This is a genomic window from Pseudoalteromonas luteoviolacea (genome assembly GCF_000814765.1).
Taxonomy (GTDB): domain Bacteria; phylum Pseudomonadota; class Gammaproteobacteria; order Enterobacterales; family Alteromonadaceae; genus Pseudoalteromonas; species Pseudoalteromonas luteoviolacea_H.
Window position 1 is genome coordinate 39,798 of the sequence record NZ_JWIC01000001.1, and the last position, 16,601, is coordinate 56,398.

Genomic DNA, 16,601 nt, shown 5'->3' on the forward strand with positions numbered 1-16,601 from the left:
CCTACCTTTTTGACATCGTAATAATGTGTCGCCATTCAACCTCTGTGACCGGCATAATAGACAGTCTTCCAGCTTTTTTTAAGGCCAGTTCAGTGATGGCATCCTCCGCTTTAATCGCTTTTAGGGTTACCTGTTCGGGCAATTGTTCGACATATTGCACGGTAACACCTACCCACCTTGGATTGTCTGGTGTCGATTTAGGGTCGTAGTAATCACTACTGGCATCAAATTGATACGGATCTGTTTGCGCCCCTTGTGTGACTTTGGCGATGCCAACAACGGCTGGTACTTTACAGCTGGAATGATAAATAAAGACTTCATCACCCACCTGCATCTGGTCGCGCATGAAGTTACGTGCTTGGTAGTTGCGGATCCCTTCCCAAAATGTACTTTGCTCAGGGGCGTTTTTTAAATCATCGAGAGAGTATGCATCAGGTTCAGTTTTGAATAACCAATAAGCCATTATAAGTGCTCAATTAAAGGTAGATTAGTGTATTATTATCACTAATCGCAGTAACTACAATGGTGAGGTAGCTAATGAGTCAGGTTTTACAGGATTTACTTGATTTATTGAGTTTGGAAGAAATTGAGCAGGGGATCTATCGCGGGCAAAGTCAAGATTTAGGATTTCCACAGGTCTTTGGTGGACAGGTAATGGGACAAGCACTGTCTGCAGCGAAATACACCCTACCTGAGGGCCGTTATGTCAACTCTCTACATTCTTATTTCTTGCGCCCAGGCGATGCCAGTAAACCCATTGTATATGATGTAGAAAATATTCGAGATGGACGCAGCTTCAGCACAAGACGAGTGAGTGCAATCCAATATGGGAAACCGATTTTTTATATGACGGCGTCGTTTCAAGGAGATGAACCAGGTTTATCCCATCAATCTGACATGCCGGTTGTGCCAGAGCCTGAAACTTTGAAATCTGCGCTGCAGTTTTATCAAGATAATGCTGAGTTGATCCCAAAGGCGCTGAGACCTAAGTTTACCCAAGAAATGCCGTTGGATATGCGCCCGGTCAATTTTCAAAATCCGTTTCAGCCACAAAAGGCGGCAGCTAAGCGTCACGTTTGGTTTAAAGCTAATGGCACCATGCCAGATGAAAGGCGTATTCATAATTATTTATTGGCTTATGCGTCTGACTTTGAGTTTTTACCAACCGCTTTGCAACCTCACGGTCTATCATTTATGCAGCCGAATATGCAGGTTGCGACGATTGACCATGCGATGTGGTTTCACCGTCCATTTAGATTAGACGATTGGATGCTGTACAGTGTCGATAGTCCAAGCGCGAGCAATGGTCGCGGTCTGGTACGTGGGCAATTCTTTAATCGTCAGGGTGAACTTGTGGCATCCACGATACAAGAAGGGGTAATGCGCCAACGCTAATGTGGCGCATCGGTATCGCGTTAAACCGTATCGTTGATAGACTGCCAGATACGTGCTGGGAGTAATTCGGTGAGAAACCCTTGCAGCTCTACAAGCTGAGTTTCAGCATTGATAGTCTGTTGCTCCGAAATACTGATAAAGCCTTGTTCTCTCAGTGCATTGATAAAATTACTCAAGACTTTTTTGTCAAAAAACTCTGGGCTCTTAATCCCATGCAGGGTGCCTAAACGGTTTGCTAAAATGTCGCTTTCTCTTTCTAAATCAGGACGTTTAATCCCTTGATTATTGATCACGAGACTGCTGGTGATCGCATAACGCTCAAGCGTTAAGTGGCACACTTTACCCAGCATTTCTAGCTTAGCAAGGGCGCGATTGTCCTTACTCGCAACAGCCTGCTCACCATCAAAAGTGATCAAGTCATGCTGTGCAAAGCTCTCTAGAATATTGTTAACGTAGCCGCTTGGCATCGGGGATAAAAACCACTCTTTGGCAAACAGCGGGTACAGCGTTGCGAGTTTTTGCTCACACTCTTTTACACTCATGCGATAGCGATTGAATAGCATCTGCGCAAGTACGCTGGGCACGGCAAACAGATGCAAAATATTGTTGCGATAATAGTTGAATAGCGTACGTTCTTTTTCTTTGATGGTAATGATGTCACCTAATCCATCTTGCAGTACTTCAAATTTATCGAGTTTAAGTGCGTGGGCCAGCAGCGCCTCAGCATCTTCATCTGGTTGGGTAACATGTGCATTGTATTTGGCGTGTTTTTGTAGAGCCAAATAAAAGCGCAATTGCTCCAGCAGTTTTTGCTTACTCAAAGCAAATTGCTCATTACTGAGCAAGATGGTCGCAAGCACATTGATCACGTTCAAAGCCGCACTGGCGTTGATGTTCGTCATGATTTGGTCGGCGACATTAGCAACTTGGTTGTTAAGCCACTGTGGTTTTGGTGCGTCTTCTGCACTGATGGCTTGGCGCCAATCAGGTTGGTGCTCATTTAAGTACTGGTTTAGGTTGATAGGTTGGCCAAAGTTTAAGTAGCCGCGCCCGTAGTTGCGTAAGTTTTTAATGGCTTTGAAGACACCCAGTACAGATTCATTTTTCTTATTGTTGCCAGCGAGCTCTTTGAGATAGGTGTTGATCTCCATAACATGCTCGTAGCCAATATAAACAGGTACGATCGAAATCGGCCTGTCTATGCCCTTGAGCATAGATTGCATGGTCATGGCTAACATACCGGTTTTGGGTGGCAGTAAGCGACCTGTGCGACTACGCCCGCCCTCAGTGTAAAATTTAACTGAGTAACCTTTAATAAATAACTGACTTAAATACTCTTTGAAAACCGCAGAGTAGAGTTTATTGCCGGCAAATGAGCGGCGAATAAAAAACGCACCTGAGCGGCGGAAAATACCACCTGCTGGGAAAAAGTTGAGATTCACACCTGCGGCAATGTGCGGCGGTACTAAGCCTTGATGATAAATGACATAAGTCAGTAATAAATAATCCATATGGGAGCGATGACATGGCACGTAAATAATTTCGTGTCCTTTGTCCGCCAGCGATCTGACCTCATCGGCATTTTTAACCTCAATGCCGTTGTATAATTTGTTCCAGAGCCAAGTCAATACGCGGTCGGCGACACGGACCATGGCATCAGAATAGTTTGCAGCGATCTCGTCTAGTAACTCTTGGGCGTTGAGTCTTGCTTCATGATGACTCAAGCCTTTTGCTTTGGCTTCTTCGGCAATGGCCTTTTTGATATTGGGTGCGGCGAGAATAGAGTTAAATAAGGCTTCTCTGGATGGGAGCTTAGGCCCTGTTGCAGCAAGTTGTTGACGGCGGAAGTGAACACGGGCGACCCGAAGTAGCTTTTGTGGAAGCTCTTCGACATCGGCTTTATCATTCATTAATTGCTCTACGGCAATGGGGGCTGAAAAGCGCACTAGATTATCACGACCTGAAAACAAGACGACTAAGCTTTTTCGAAGCCAACTTGGTGTCAGGGAGTGGCTCAGTAAAGTGCCTAAACCTGGCTTCTCTTTACCAGGATCTCTGCCCCAAAAAACCGAGACAGGTAAAATTTGTGCTTTGACCTCTGGGTTGGCTTTGAGCGCGTAGAATATGTCTTTGCTGAGCGCTAATGCATTACTGGGCTTAGCCGATTTGGAGAATAGCGGCGTTGGATTTTGCATCGCAATAAAACGCGGTACCTCAGTACTGCCAATCTTTTGTGATTGCATTGGGCTTGGTAAACCAAGCTGCTGGCACATGCGATCAATGGCTGCGAGATCGGAATGGGAGTTTAATCTCGTCACATAAAAAGTTGGCAGGTTTGGGTCGAGGCTAAATTGCTCGATTGGGTTTTCTGGCAACAGTTTACTTTTAACTAAAAGCCAATTAGTCCAGCGCGCGAGCACGTTGAGACTTTGGGATATAAAGCGCATATACAGTACCAAATAATAATTTTTGTAATAGAATATCAAGGATTCACTGGACTGACCATGGTCCAGTGAGTCCTTGCGTGGTGTCACCTACAGCCAAGTTATGATGTTTGAGGTGCCACCAATATGAAACCAAAGCACGCTACAGGTTGTATTAGTATAGCCAAGGCAGGTTTAAACACAGTTATTTATTAGGACGTTAGCCTGCCAATGAACTTTAATTTGGCACGTGATTAAAGAGTGGCTAGGGCGCTGAGTTTGGTGAAAAAACAGGATATCGCAGTGCGACAAATTTATTGCATTTAATTGTTGCATTTATCACCAGTATCATTATAATGTGCGAACTTTCTCGGCTTCTGGCCGTTGAAAGTATAAATGAAAGTCTGGATTTCAGACTATTAAACAGGAACTCCGATTTGGAGTTCGATGGTAGAAATAAAAGAACAACCGACTTCTTAGGTATTTTAAGATAGTTTCGGCGGTTTTTTTATGCTCTTTTTAAATGCTCTTTTAATTGAGGTTTAAGAATGTCAAATCAACGCATTCGTATTCGCCTAAAAGCTTTTGACCACCGTTTGATTGACCAATCAACGGCGGAAATCGTGGAAACTGCGAAGCGCACTGGTGCTCAGGTACGTGGTCCAATCCCACTACCTACACGTTTTGAGCGTTTCACTGTATTGATCTCTCCGCACGTAAACAAAGACGCGCGTGATCAGTATGAAATCCGCACCCATAAACGTCTGATCGACATCGTAGAACCAACTGACAAGACTGTAGACGCTCTAATGCGCCTAGACCTTGCTGCTGGTGTTGATGTTCAAATCAGCCTGGGTTAATCGAAAGATTAGAGAGGTTTTAGGAAAATGGCATTAGGTCTAGTCGGTCGTAAAGTGGGTATGACACGTATCTTCACTGAAGATGGTGTATCTATCCCTGTGACAGTTATCGAAGCGACGCCTAACCGTGTAACTCAGATCAAATCTGACGCTACAGACGGTTATAACGCGCTTCAAGTTACTGCAGGCGAGAAAAAAGCAAGCCGTGTAAACAAACCAGCAGCGGGTCACTTCGCAAAAGCTGGCGTTGAAGCGGGTCGTGGCCTGTGGGAATTCCGTCTTAACGGCGGAGAAGGTGAGTTTGAAGTAGGTTCAGAACTAACTGTTGAACTTTTCACTGAAGTGAAAAAAGTAGACGTTACTGGTACTTCAAAAGGTAAAGGTTTCCAAGGTGGTGTTAAGCGCTGGAACTTCAGCATGCAAGACGCTACACACGGTAACTCTCTATCTCACCGTGCTCCTGGTTCAATCGGTCAAAACCAGTCTCCTGGTAAAGTTTTCAAAGGTAAGAAAATGGCCGGTCAAATGGGTAATGTTCGTTCTACGACACAGAACCTTGAACTAGTTCGTGTTGACGCTGAGCGTAACCTGCTTTTAGTTAAAGGTGCAGTACCTGGCGCTATCGGCGGCGACGTTATCGTTAAACCTGCTGTTAAAGCATAAGTCCTGGAGATTTAGTGATGGAATTAGCAATTAAAGGCGCTGGTGCGCTTGAAGTTTCCGAAGCTACTTTTGGACGTGAGTTTAACGAAGCATTAGTACACCAAGTAGTTGTTGCTTACGCAGCAGGTGCTCGTCAAGGTACTAAAGCTCAGAAGACGCGTTCTGAAGTACGTGGTGGTGGTAAGAAACCATTCCGCCAAAAAGGTACTGGCCGTGCACGTGCTGGTACAATCCGCAGCCCAATCTGGCGCAGCGGTGGTGTGAGCTTTGCAGCTAAGCCGCAAGATCACAGCCAAAAAGTTAACCGTAAGATGTATCGCGGTGCGATCAAGAGCATCTTATCTGAACTAGTTCGTCAAGAGCGTCTTATTGTTGTTGAAAACTTCGGTTTAGAAGCACCTAAGACTAAAGAACTAGTAGCTAAGCTTAAAGAGCTTGAGCTAAAAGACGTATTAATCGTGACTGAAGAAGTAGATGAGAATCTATTCCTTTCATCTCGTAACCTGTACAAGGTTGATACTCGTGACGTAGCTGGCATCGACCCAGTAAGCCTAATCGCTTTCGATAAGGTTCTAATTACTGCTGGTGCTGTGAAGCAACTTGAGGAGTCATTAGCATGATCAGTGAAGAACGTCTTTTAAAAGTAATTCTTGCTCCACACATCTCTGAGAAAAGCACTATCTCTGCTGAAGCGAACAACACTATTGTGTTCAAAGTAGCAAAAGATGCAAACAAAGCTGAAGTTAAAGCAGCTGTTGAAAAGCTTTTTGAAGTAGAAGTAACTGGTGTTCGCACTCTAAACGTTAAGGGTAAAACAAAGCGTACAGGCATGCGTTTCGGCCGTCGTTCAGACTGGAAGAAAGCCTACGTTACTCTTAAAGAAGGCAGCGAGCTAGACTTTGTCGGCGGCGCCGAGTAATAAGGGGAGTTAGAATTATGGCACTTCAAAAGTGTAAACCAACTTCTGCGGGTCGTCGTCACGTCGTTAAAGTGGTTAACCCTGATCTACACAAGGGTAAGCCATACGCTCCGCTACTAGAGAAAAACTCTAAATCAGGTGGTCGTAACAACAACGGTCGTATCACGGTTCGTCACATCGGTGGTGGTCACAAGCATCACTATCGTGTAATCGACTTTAAACGCACTAAAGACGGCATTCCAGCTGTTGTTGAGCGTCTAGAGTATGATCCAAACCGTAGCGCAAACATCGCTCTTGTATTATATGCAGACGGTGAGCGTCGTTACATCATCGCACCTAAAGGTGTTAAAGCAGGTGATGCTATCCAGTCTGGTGTTGATGCACCAATCAAAGCTGGTAACACATTACCAATGCGTAACATCCCAGTAGGTACTACAGTACACAATGTTGAGCTTAAGCCTGGTAAAGGCGCTCAGATTGCACGTTCTGCTGGTGCATATGTACAGATCCTAGCGCGTGAAGGCCAGTACGTGACTCTACGTCTACGTTCAGGTGAAATGCGTAAAGTTGAAGCGGATTGCCGCGCAACTATCGGTGAAGTAGGTAACGCTGAACACATGCTACGTTCACTAGGTAAAGCTGGTGCTAACCGTTGGCGTGGTATCCGTCCTACAGTTCGTGGTGTTGCCATGAACCCGATTGACCACCCACACGGTGGTGGTGAAGGTCGTACATCTGGTGGTCGTCACCCTGTGTCTCCATGGGGTAAGCCTACTAAGGGTGCTAAGACACGTAAGAACAAGCGTACTGATAAATTTATCGTACGTCGTCGTACTAAGTAATAGTTGAGGAATTGCCATGCCACGTTCTCTCAAGAAGGGTCCATTCATTGACCTACACTTGCTGAAGAAGGTAGAGAAGGCGTTGGAAAGCGGTGACAAGAAGCCTATCAAGACTTGGAGCCGTCGTTCAATGATCATCCCTAACATGATCGGATTGACCATCGCTGTCCATAATGGTCGTCAGCACGTACCTGTATTCGTTACAGACGAAATGATCGGTCACAAACTAGGTGAATTTGCACCTACACGTACTTACCGCGGTCACGCTGCGGATAAGAAAGCTAAAAAGCGTTAATCGGAGGATATGATGGAAGCATTAGCTAAACACAAATTCGCCTCTGGTTCGGCGCAAAAAGCACGTCTAGTTGCTGATCAGATCCGCGGACTTCCGGTTGATCGCGCGCTAGAAATCCTAGCGTATAGCCCAAAGAAAGCGGCTGTATTGGTTAAAAAAGTACTTGAGTCTGCTATCGCTAACGCGGAGCACAACGAAGGTGCTGACATTGATGAGCTTAAAGTGGCTAAAGTATTTGTAGACGAAGGTCCTACAATGAAGCGTATTATGCCACGTGCTAAAGGACGCGCAGACCGCATCCTTAAGCGTTCAAGCCACATCACTGTTGTGGTTTCAGATAGCTAGGAGATATAAGTAATGGGACAAAAAGTTCATCCTACTGGTATTCGCCTAGGTATCTCAAAACCTTGGGTATCTACTTGGTACGCGAATACAAAAGATTTCTCTGAGCAGCTTTTTGGCGATCACAAAGTGCGTCAATACCTTACTAAGGAATTGAAAAACGCTTCTGTGTCTAAAATCGTTATCGAGCGTCCAGCTAAATCTATCCGTGTAACAATTCACACAGCTCGTCCTGGTGTTGTTATCGGTAAAAAAGGTGAAGACGTTGAAAAGCTTCGCCAAGCTGTAACTAAGCTTGCTGGTGTACCTGCACAAATCAACATTGCAGAAGTACGTAAGCCTGAGCTAGATGCTCAATTAGTTGCTGACGGTATCTCTTCACAGCTAGAACGTCGTGTTATGTTCCGCCGCGCTATGAAGCGCGCAGTACAAAATGCAATGCGTCTAGGTGCTAAAGGTATCAAAGTTGAAGTTAGCGGTCGTCTAGGCGGCGCTGAAATCGCACGTTCTGAGTGGTACCGTGAAGGTCGTGTACCTCTACACACTCTACGTGCTGATATCGATTACGCAACTTCAGAAGCTTTGACTACTTACGGCATCATCGGTGTTAAAGTTTGGATCTTCAAAGGCGAAGTTATCGGTGGTCTTCCACTGAAACAAGAGCAAGAGAAGCCAGCTAAACGCGCACCGAAGAAAGCTAAAAAAAGTGCTAAGTAAGAGGTAGCGACTAATGTTACAGCCAAAACGTACAAAATTCCGCAAGGTACACAAAGGCCGCAACCGTGGTCTTGCTACTAGCGGTAACAAAGTTAGCTTCGGTTCTTTCGGCTTGAAAGCGACTGGCCGTGGCCGTATGACTGCTCGTCAAATCGAAGCAGCTCGTCGTGCTATGACGCGTCATATCAAGCGTCAAGGTAAAATCTGGATCCGTGTGTTCCCAGATAAGCCGATTACAGAAAAACCGCTTGAAGTTCGTATGGGTAAAGGTAAAGGTTCTGTTGAATACTGGGTTGCTGAAATTCAGCCTGGTAAAGTACTTTACGAGATGGAAGGTGTTTCAGAAGAGCTTGCTCGTGAAGCATTCGACCTAGCTGCTCGTAAATTACCTTTCAAAACAACATTTGTAACTCGGACGGTAATGTAATGAAAGCTAGCGAATTGAAAGACAAAAGCGTAGAAGAGCTTAAAGCTGAACTTCTAGAGCTTCTTCGTGAGCAGTTCAACCTGCGCATGCAAGCGAGCACTGGTCAGCTAGCTCAAACTCACGAGCTGAAAAAAGTACGTCGCAATATTGCGCGTGTTAAAACGGTTATCAACCAGAAGGCAGGTGCATAATGAGCGATAAAATCCGTACTCTTCAAGGTCGTGTAGTTAGCGACAAAATGGATAAGTCAATCGTTGTTGCTATCGAGCGTCAGGTTAAACACCCGATCTACGGTAAATTCATCAAGCGTACAACTAAGTTGCACGCACATGATGAAAACAACACAGCACTAGCAGGTGACGTCGTGACTATTCGCGAATGTGCGCCAATCTCTAAGAACAAATCTTGGACGCTAGTTGACGTGATTGAACGTCCTAAGAAAGCTTAATTTTTAATTAAGTTGACTTATAAAAACCCCGGCCTTGGTCGGGGTTTTTTCGTTTTAACACTTGCGTTGATATCCACTTAGTTTCATTCTAAGGCGCTGAACTTTTTTAGAAAATAAACCTCCAAGCATAAACAACGATAGAAAATTAAAGGATTATGTAATGCACTCTACGCGAGTGGCTGTGTTGGGCTCTTTGACCATGCATGGTGTGATTGGGGGGTTGTTATTTTTAGTCGCCCCGACAATACCTGTCGTAAAAAATGATAAATCGCTTAAAGTGTATGTGGTGACAATAGATGAACCGGACCAATCAGCTATAGAAGAAGAGGTTGTTGACGCTGATGTGCTTGAAGTAATAGATAAACCACCTATTGAAGAGGAAATAAACGAGCCTGAGCAAGTTGAAGAGGTCACTGCTGAGCAAACACCCGCACAGCCGGTGAGTGTGGAAGAACAATCCGAATTTGAGCCTGCTCATGAGCAAAATACTGCTACACCTAATAAAGTAAAAGTGATTAAGGTTAATCCCTATAAAGGCATTGAACAGCTACAGCAAAAAGAGCAAGCGGCTTTTTTTGGCTCTCGCCAGTTTGATAAACAGGTGGGTGCGCCAGCACTAAGAATGCGCACGCCAAAAGCGCATACACAGTATTTATCCGGTGAAACCGAGGTGATTTATCGCGGTCAAGGTAAACGTGTGGTGAAATGGAAAGGTAATTGTTACTTTTTTGATGATTCGTCGGAGATGGCACAAGCAGATATGCCTTCCTCTTCGGGTCAACCTTGTCCGGGTGAACTTTCTAACAATGAAGTGATGTTAAAGCGAGCACTGGATAAATACCTTAAATGAGATAGTGTTAGCGAATTAAACTTAACTTGAGGTAACGTCGGTAAAACCAACCTGACATCCCGCCAGCAATAGGGAGTGTGAGCAGTGCTGCCCAGCCACTGACATAAAAACTCACCAATATCATAGTGATATCATAATTAAAAAGTATGCAAGGTGTATCGCCCCGTTCATTGACGACGCACGTCAGTGAGCTGGATAAAAGTTGTGCAAAGAGCACACAGAGAATAGGCGCAATCAAAGACCACAGACAGCACTAAATAGCGCTTGGGTTTGAGCATACTTTTTCCTTGTACTGCTTTTTTGCCAGTGTGAAACAGTGTTACTGTGAGTGCAAGCATTTTCGGTTTAACGCGAGGCTATGATGTGGAGTAGGGGCCCACAGTGACTGTAGGCCGAGTCCTTTTATATCACTCGTGAAAAGCGCGTGTTTTTGATTTGTTGCTGTAAATAGGCGTCAAAACACATACAAATGATTCGAATGAACAAGGTGCCTTTGGCTGTGACCGTGATGGCGTTTTGGTCATTGATCACCAAGCCATCTGTTTCCAACGGGCTCAGTGCATGCAGTGCCTGTGCAAAGTAATCATCAAAATTGATATTAAACTGCGCATTGATAGCTGTTTTATCTAAGTCGAAATGGCAAATGAGCTGCTTTATCACGGCGGCACGTATGAGGTCATCTTGATGTAAAGCGATGCCTTTGCTGATGGCATTTTTTCGCTCCAATACTGCTTGATAGTATGGTTTCAAATCCTTCTCATTTTGTAATATGGCATCGCCTATCTGAGAGATGGATGACACGCCTAACCCTAATAAATCGCAGTTGCCATGGGTGGTATAGCCTTGAAAATTTCTATGTAGTTGACCTTCGCGCTGTGCAATTGCAAGTTCATCATCCTGTTTGGCAAAGTGATCCATACCAATATACTGGTATCCTGCCTGTGTCATACGTTCAAGCGTCGCTTTGAAGATGGCCAGCTTTTGCTCTGGCGTAGGCATATCATGCTCTTTTAGTTTGCGCTGGGCGGCAAATCTGTCTGGTAAATGGGCGTAATTGAAGAGCGAAACACGATCTGGTGCCAACTTGATAAGTTGCTCAATGGTTGCTTGGTAAGTCTCGGGAGTTTGGTATGGCAAGCCGTATATCATGTCCATATTGATGGACTTGAACCCGAGGGCTCTTGCCTGTTGTAATACCGTGAGGACTTCATCTATTTGCTGTGGGCGATTCACCGCAGCTTGTACTTGGTCATTAAAGTCTTGAACGCCAAAAGACACACGATTGAAGCCAAGTGCTTTGAGAGACTCCAACATACCATTAGCCAAAGAGCGAGGGTCAATTTCAATGCCGCGTTGTGCAGTGTGAGTAAAGTCAAAATGTTGCTCAAGGGCGTCGATGAGTCGCGTCATTTGCTCCGCGGTTAAAAACGTTGGTGTGCCGCCTCCTAAGTGCAATTGTTCAACTTGGTAACCTTTGAACAAAGGGGCTTGTGCGGCAATTTCTTGAAGCAGATGATCAAGGTAAACGTCTGCTTTAGACTGGTGGCGCGTTATGATTTTATTGCAGCCGCAGTAATAACAAAGTTGATGGCAAAATGGGATATGAATATACAGCGACAGTGCACGATTAGCTGAACTGGCAATGGCACGGGTCAAGTCACTTTGCGAATACCCAGAGGTTAATGACAAAGCGGTGGGGTAAGAGGTATATCTTGGACCAGAAATATTGTATTTCTGGATCAGGGAATCTTCCCAATGAGGTAGTTTAATCACGATCGCACTCACATAAAATTACACCACACAAGTATAGGTGTTAGCTAAAAAGCAGAGTTTGATCTGACGCAATGGGGTGTTTATTAGGCAGTGCAATTACACGGCACTGCCTGCTTGTTTACTAGAGTTGATAGCGTTTGGCTGTGGTGGCCAGGTCGTCTGCTAAAGAGGCCAATAATGCAGCGTCATTTGAGGCTTTTTCCGCGCCTTGGGCGGTTTCTTTGGCTGTACCAGTGACATCACGAACGCCTTGAGACACCTGCTGTGTCACCGCATTTTGCTGTTCTGTCGCACTGGCTATTTGGATACTCATATCTCGGATCGCAATAACGGAGTCAGATACCTGTTGCAACGTTTCTCCTGCTTGGTGAATTTGAGTTGCGGTGGTTTCTGCATTTTCAACATTACTGCCCATCAGATCGACCGAGCGCTGCGCTTCTTGTTGCAAGCGTGAAATCATCGCTTGGATCTCTTCGGTGCTCTGTTGTGTACGACTGGCTAGGCTGCGTACTTCATCAGCAACAACAGCAAAGCCTCGACCCTGCTCACCAGCTCTCGCCGCTTCAATGGCTGCATTGAGTGCAAGTAAGTTGGTTTGATCGGCAATACCGCGGATGACGTCTAAAATAGAACCAACGGACTGCGTTTCTTCAGCCAGTTTCGAAATCGTTTGACTGACGTTGTCAATATCGGCTTTCAATGTTGTGATAGACGTGGTGGTTTGCGCAACCGCATTTAGCCCGTGTTGTGAGGACTCCTCAGCGGTCGTGGCGGTATCCGCTGCAGATTGAGTGCTTTGAGTAATGTCGGCGACTGTTTGTGCCATCTCATCCATTGCTCTATCGGTATTTTCTAATTGTGCCATTTGCTGTTCTGCACCTTGCATGGCCTGTGTGGTGATGGCACTCATGTTGTGTGCAGTGGCGGTGAGTGTGTCAGTAGATTGGTGAATTTGCTCGATAAAGGCTCTGAGGTTTGAGACCATTTCTGACATCGCTTGATAAATCCCGCTATTGTTTTGATGCTGCTCAAACCGAACGGTAAGATCCCCTGCTGCAATTTTTCTCGCCATTGCCTCAATTTCACGTGGTTCGCCACCTATCGGTTGTTTGATGATTCTGCTAATGAACCAACTAAAAAAGACACCACAGACGATGATGAGTATGGCAAGTGTGATCACAGTAAATTTGGCATTGGCACTGGCTGCCTGCACAATTGGTCCAAGCTCATCTTGAGACGCTTTGATATCGAGTTTGATATTCTCAACTTGGGCTGCAACATCAGGGCCTATTTTATCAAGTACTTGGGTGATTTCTGTATTACGCTTTATGATGACTTGATAGACTTCTTCTAAACCTGTTTGGTATGCCTCAAGTGGAGTGATAAACCCTTGGAGTTGGCTGGTTCGAGATGCCCGTAAAAACTGTGTCGCTTGGCTATTTAAAGTGCTCAAAGTATCTTTGGCCAATCGATAATCACGCTCAGCATTGGCGACTAAAAATTGGTTTGTGGATAAGCGCCCCTGCTGTAAAAGGCTTCTCAGTGCACTGATCTTATTGATTTCCTCAACAGATTGGGCGTTGTCCATCATACTGCGTAGTTTACCGTCAAGCTCGGGCCCATACTTATTGAGTGTGTCATTGACAATTTGGTGTCGGCGCTCGTACAAGCTAATCACTTGCCTAAAACTGCCTTCATATCGTTCTATTTGTTTTTGACTATTGGTGATGATGTTTAGTTGGGAGGAGTTGGTATACTGTGCTTTTGCTTTATCGAGCAGGGTTTCAAGGAGTTCTAAGCGCTGGTCGAACTGAGCTATATTGGCATCACTTTGATGTTTTAGATATTTTATCGCTTGTAATCTTACCTCTAATAAGTTTGCCTGAATTCGTCCTGCCAAGTTACTGTCTCTGGCTTTGGTTCGATAGTCAACGAAGTTGTTGTAGCCATTACTTAAACTCCAGAACGCGGTGATGGATAATACGATTATCATCAATATCATAACGCCAAATGCGCTGTTTAATTGTTGGCTCAGCCGCCAGTCTTTTATCATATGACACCCTACAAGCTACAGTGAGCTATGAGTTAAATTGCACAAAATCTATTCGTGCTTGTTATTAATATACTTGGTTTTCTAGGATTTTATTATTAATTTTACGAAAAAAAATACCCAAGCAAAGCACTTAAAGTGAAATTGTTTGATTGTGATCAATAATTTCAATAGATTCATTACCCACTGAAAAATAGTGGGTTTTATTGTTTTTGTCGGGATAATTTCCCAATTTTGTGCGTTATTTAAACGTAATAGGTGAGGAGGAACATGAAAAAAATTTAAGTTTAGTAAGTACGGTGCAGTTTATGCACCGTACCTGGTTTGGTTATAGTTTAAACTGATTAACAGTGGCATTGAGTGCTTTGGCAAGGTCGTTCAGGTCTCTTGCTTCGTCTGCTAATAGGTGTGCATGGTTTGCGGTGCTATTGACTAAGTCATTAATCGAGTTGAGGCTATTGTTAATGTCTTCTGCTACCACGGTTTGCTCTTCTGTAGAAGTCGCAATTTGATGGCTTTGGTCTTGTACGGTGTTAACCGACTCAGTGATATTACGCAATGCATCTAATACTTCTTGAGTTTGCTCTACCGAACTTTGTGCTCGCTCTTGACCTTGCTGCATCATCGTTGAAGCTTGCTGTGCGATTTGTTGTAAACGGGAGATCATGTTGCGAATATCATCTGTCGATTCCTGTGTGCGGCTCGCCAGACTTCTTACTTCATCAGCTACAACGGCAAACCCTCGGCCTTGTTCACCTGCACGAGCAGCTTCAATCGCGGCATTTAATGCCAACAAATTAGTTTGCTCGGCAATGCCATTGATCACATCAATGACCGCGCCGATATTACTGGTTTCTTGCTCTAAGCCCGCGACTACTTTTGCAGCTTCACCAATGTGACTAGCCAGTTCTGTCATGACTTCTTGAGCTTGGCTAGAGCGCTCTGCACCGTCGTTAGTCATGCTTTGTACTAAGTCGGAAGCACGATTTGTTTCATGGGCATTGCGAGAAATTTCAGTGACGGTAGCCGCCATTTCAGTGACTGCTGCAGACACACTGTCGACCTGCTCTTTCTCTTGCTGTATTTCGTCGTTGGTGTTATTCGATACGTCACGCAGTTGTGCTGATGCACCACTGAGTTGTTCTGCTTGTGCTGCTGTGTCGAGCATCATGGCACGTAATTTGTCGATAAAGGTATTCATGTGTAAGGCCAATTGACCGACTTCATCTTTACTTTCAATATTAATGCGACGTGTTAGATCACCTTCACCTGACGCAATGTCACGCATGGTGTCTGTTAAAGTAATAATTGGACGTGTGATCATTTGTGTGGCAAGTAAAATCATGGCCACAATAATAGACAGGATCACGATGACAGCTGTCACGGTACTCATCACGGCTTCATTCACGGGTTCGTCAATGAGGCTGACTGGGATCAGAATACCGACATGCCAATCAAGTACTGGCGAATCGAGTTTTACGCTGTTGAAGACAACATAGTACTCTTGGCCTTGCAGAGTAACTGTGGCGTTACCGGCGTCTTGGCGATCGATTAGGCGTGTTAGCTCAGTAAACCCCTGCGTCTCTGAAAATTGCTGTTCAAGCCCGGCTAATCCTTCTTTGCCGCGAGGTCCTGAGTCTGTTGTCGAGAGATTATGTCCTGTACGCTTAGATAGATGAACGACTTTTAATTCGTTATCTAGCAAAAAGCCATATCCTTCGCCATCAAACTGAATATCTTCGACCATTTCATTGATTTTATTGATCTGTAAATCAACGCCGCCTACAGCAACTAGCTCACCCTGTTTGTTATAAACGGGCTGCTGAACAACGGCAGATACATCGCCTGTATTAATATCAACTGAGAGCGCACCGACATAAAGCTTGCCATGGTTAAGTGCATCTTGCCACCAAGGACGTTTATATGCGTAATAGGGTCTTCCATCAGAGAAGTTTGAAGTACGCTCATTTTCTTTAAAATATTCACCTGTTCTGGCAGAGGCCATAAACGCAGATAAGATATTTTCGTCGCTTTTGCTGATACGTTGAAAGTCCTCGTTGACTTCGTCATACCCTTTGTCCCCCGCTAAACTCTGCTCTCTGACTGAGTAGCTGTCAAACCAGTTAACGTTATGGGGGTTGGTGACAAAGGTTTCTACCACCCTGCCGTATTGAGCAAAAAATGACTCCATAGATAGTTTTTCAGAGTAAATATAACTCTGTGCTTCACGTTCAATACCCTGACGTGAGATTGTTGCGATATGATTAACAAAATAAGTAGAAGCCAGCATCAATAACACCGAAATTGTGCCACCGATCAGTATGAGAATTTTTTTACGAAGAGATAAGTTTTCAAACATGACGTATTCTTTTTATTGGGACAGCGCTAACGTAATAAACCATATCTCATTTGATATATCTAGCTAATTTGGGCGAGGTACGTGCAAGATGAGATAAGTGGTTTCATCATATCGTTCCTAAAAAAATAAAAAAATAGTAAAGAATCATCATATTGCAGTTGCAAATTTATAACCTAAAGCTGAGTAATTGTTGATGGTGTTTTTTATTATGCTGTACTAACATTATGACCTGATTTGG

The 16,601-nt window shown here is 44.5% G+C and carries 18 protein-coding genes; 13 read left to right on the forward strand and 5 right to left on the reverse strand.

All coding sequences use genetic code 11. The features are described from left to right. Position 1: 1 nt before the first annotated feature. Positions 2-463, reverse strand: coding sequence for an EVE domain-containing protein (locus tag JF50_RS00160; RefSeq protein WP_039607534.1), 462 nt, complete (start codon positions 461-463; stop codon positions 2-4). Between the two features lie 74 nt (positions 464-537). Between JF50_RS00160 and tesB the strand changes: the two genes are divergently transcribed. Then, the gene (gene tesB / locus JF50_RS00165) at positions 538-1,395 is read left to right on the forward strand and encodes an acyl-CoA thioesterase II (protein ID WP_039607535.1); all 858 of its coding nucleotides are present in this window, start codon (positions 538-540) and stop codon (positions 1,393-1,395) included. Positions 1,396-1,415: 20 nt separating this feature from the next. On the opposite strand, the gene plsB is transcribed toward tesB, so the two are convergent. Next, a complete protein-coding gene (plsB, locus tag JF50_RS00170; RefSeq protein WP_039607536.1) occupies positions 1,416-3,842 on the reverse strand; it encodes a glycerol-3-phosphate 1-O-acyltransferase PlsB in 2,427 nt (808 codons plus the stop codon). 524 nt (positions 3,843-4,366) lie between these two features. Between plsB and rpsJ the strand changes: the two genes are divergently transcribed. From rpsJ to JF50_RS00230, 12 genes are all read left to right on the forward strand, one after another. Next, positions 4,367-4,678 carry a 30S ribosomal protein S10 gene (gene rpsJ / locus JF50_RS00175; protein ID WP_005495349.1) on the forward strand — a complete coding sequence of 104 codons (312 nt, stop codon included), beginning with the start codon at positions 4,367-4,369 and terminating at the stop codon, positions 4,676-4,678. Between the two features lie 27 nt (positions 4,679-4,705). Then, entirely contained in the window at positions 4,706-5,341 is a 636-nt protein-coding gene (gene rplC / locus JF50_RS00180; protein ID WP_010376387.1) for a 50S ribosomal protein L3, read from the forward strand. Between the two features lie 17 nt (positions 5,342-5,358). Beyond that, positions 5,359-5,961, forward strand: coding sequence for a 50S ribosomal protein L4 (rplD, locus tag JF50_RS00185; protein ID WP_039607537.1), 603 nt, complete (start codon positions 5,359-5,361; stop codon positions 5,959-5,961). Further along, on the forward strand, positions 5,958-6,260 hold the full coding sequence (rplW, locus tag JF50_RS00190) for a 50S ribosomal protein L23 (protein ID WP_023398457.1): 303 nt from the start codon (positions 5,958-5,960) through the stop codon (positions 6,258-6,260). Before rplD ends, rplW begins: the two co-directional genes overlap by 4 nt. A 17-nt stretch (positions 6,261-6,277) precedes the next feature. After that, complete coding sequence (gene rplB, locus JF50_RS00195; RefSeq protein ID WP_023398456.1) at positions 6,278-7,102, forward strand: 50S ribosomal protein L2; 825 nt, start codon at positions 6,278-6,280, stop codon at positions 7,100-7,102. Between the two features lie 16 nt (positions 7,103-7,118). After that, a complete protein-coding gene (gene rpsS / locus JF50_RS00200) occupies positions 7,119-7,397 on the forward strand; it encodes a 30S ribosomal protein S19 (RefSeq protein WP_010367084.1) in 279 nt (92 codons plus the stop codon). A gap of 12 nt (positions 7,398-7,409) precedes the next feature. Further along, positions 7,410-7,742, forward strand: a complete 333-nt coding sequence (rplV, locus tag JF50_RS00205) for a 50S ribosomal protein L22 (RefSeq protein ID WP_010386167.1) — start codon at positions 7,410-7,412, stop codon at positions 7,740-7,742. A 12-nt stretch (positions 7,743-7,754) separates the two neighbouring features. After that, positions 7,755-8,456 carry a 30S ribosomal protein S3 gene (rpsC, locus tag JF50_RS00210; RefSeq protein WP_023398455.1) on the forward strand — a complete coding sequence of 234 codons (702 nt, stop codon included), beginning with the start codon at positions 7,755-7,757 and terminating at the stop codon, positions 8,454-8,456. A gap of 13 nt (positions 8,457-8,469) precedes the next feature. Beyond that, complete coding sequence (gene rplP, locus JF50_RS00215; RefSeq protein WP_023398454.1) at positions 8,470-8,883, forward strand: 50S ribosomal protein L16; 414 nt, start codon at positions 8,470-8,472, stop codon at positions 8,881-8,883. After that, a complete protein-coding gene (gene rpmC / locus JF50_RS00220) occupies positions 8,883-9,074 on the forward strand; it encodes a 50S ribosomal protein L29 (protein WP_039607538.1) in 192 nt (63 codons plus the stop codon). The genes rplP and rpmC overlap by 1 nt, the downstream gene beginning before the upstream one ends. Beyond that, positions 9,074-9,331 (forward strand): 30S ribosomal protein S17, encoded by a 258-nt coding sequence (rpsQ, locus tag JF50_RS00225; protein WP_039607539.1) that lies wholly within the window; start codon positions 9,074-9,076, stop codon positions 9,329-9,331. Before rpmC ends, rpsQ begins: the two co-directional genes overlap by 1 nt. 160 nt (positions 9,332-9,491) lie before the next feature. Further along, entirely contained in the window at positions 9,492-10,181 is a 690-nt protein-coding gene (locus JF50_RS00230) for a hypothetical protein (RefSeq protein ID WP_039607540.1), read from the forward strand. A 402-nt stretch (positions 10,182-10,583) separates the two neighbouring features. On the opposite strand, the gene hemN is transcribed toward JF50_RS00230, so the two are convergent. From hemN to JF50_RS00245, 3 genes are all read right to left on the reverse strand, one after another. Continuing rightward, on the reverse strand, positions 10,584-11,954 hold the full coding sequence (gene hemN / locus JF50_RS00235; protein ID WP_039607723.1) for an oxygen-independent coproporphyrinogen III oxidase: 1,371 nt from the start codon (positions 11,952-11,954) through the stop codon (positions 10,584-10,586). A 121-nt stretch (positions 11,955-12,075) separates the two neighbouring features. Further along, positions 12,076-14,007, reverse strand: coding sequence for a HAMP domain-containing methyl-accepting chemotaxis protein (locus JF50_RS00240; RefSeq protein WP_039607541.1), 1,932 nt, complete (start codon positions 14,005-14,007; stop codon positions 12,076-12,078). A gap of 325 nt (positions 14,008-14,332) precedes the next feature. Further along, a complete protein-coding gene (locus tag JF50_RS00245; RefSeq protein ID WP_039607542.1) occupies positions 14,333-16,363 on the reverse strand; it encodes a methyl-accepting chemotaxis protein in 2,031 nt (676 codons plus the stop codon). Between the last annotated feature and the right edge of the window lie 238 nt (positions 16,364-16,601).

Coding starts and splice junctions, on each gene's coding strand:
- JF50_RS00230 (WP_039607540.1), top strand. CDS start 9,492: ATGCACTCTACGCGAGTGGCTGTGTTGGGCTCTTTGACCATGCATGGT.
- JF50_RS00245 (WP_039607542.1), bottom strand. CDS start 16,363: ATGTTTGAAAACTTATCTCTTCGTAAAAAAATTCTCATACTGATCGGT.
- rpsJ (WP_005495349.1), top strand. CDS start 4,367: ATGTCAAATCAACGCATTCGTATTCGCCTAAAAGCTTTTGACCACCGT.
- rpmC (WP_039607538.1), top strand. CDS start 8,883: ATGAAAGCTAGCGAATTGAAAGACAAAAGCGTAGAAGAGCTTAAAGCT.
- rplD (WP_039607537.1), top strand. CDS start 5,359: ATGGAATTAGCAATTAAAGGCGCTGGTGCGCTTGAAGTTTCCGAAGCT.
- rpsS (WP_010367084.1), top strand. CDS start 7,119: ATGCCACGTTCTCTCAAGAAGGGTCCATTCATTGACCTACACTTGCTG.
- plsB (WP_039607536.1), bottom strand. CDS start 3,842: ATGCGCTTTATATCCCAAAGTCTCAACGTGCTCGCGCGCTGGACTAAT.
- rplC (WP_010376387.1), top strand. CDS start 4,706: ATGGCATTAGGTCTAGTCGGTCGTAAAGTGGGTATGACACGTATCTTC.
- rplV (WP_010386167.1), top strand. CDS start 7,410: ATGGAAGCATTAGCTAAACACAAATTCGCCTCTGGTTCGGCGCAAAAA.
- rplB (WP_023398456.1), top strand. CDS start 6,278: ATGGCACTTCAAAAGTGTAAACCAACTTCTGCGGGTCGTCGTCACGTC.
- JF50_RS00160 (WP_039607534.1), bottom strand. CDS start 463: ATGGCTTATTGGTTATTCAAAACTGAACCTGATGCATACTCTCTCGAT.
- rplP (WP_023398454.1), top strand. CDS start 8,470: ATGTTACAGCCAAAACGTACAAAATTCCGCAAGGTACACAAAGGCCGC.
- JF50_RS00240 (WP_039607541.1), bottom strand. CDS start 14,007: ATGATAAAAGACTGGCGGCTGAGCCAACAATTAAACAGCGCATTTGGC.
- rplW (WP_023398457.1), top strand. CDS start 5,958: ATGATCAGTGAAGAACGTCTTTTAAAAGTAATTCTTGCTCCACACATC.
- tesB (WP_039607535.1), top strand. CDS start 538: ATGAGTCAGGTTTTACAGGATTTACTTGATTTATTGAGTTTGGAAGAA.
- rpsC (WP_023398455.1), top strand. CDS start 7,755: ATGGGACAAAAAGTTCATCCTACTGGTATTCGCCTAGGTATCTCAAAA.
- rpsQ (WP_039607539.1), top strand. CDS start 9,074: ATGAGCGATAAAATCCGTACTCTTCAAGGTCGTGTAGTTAGCGACAAA.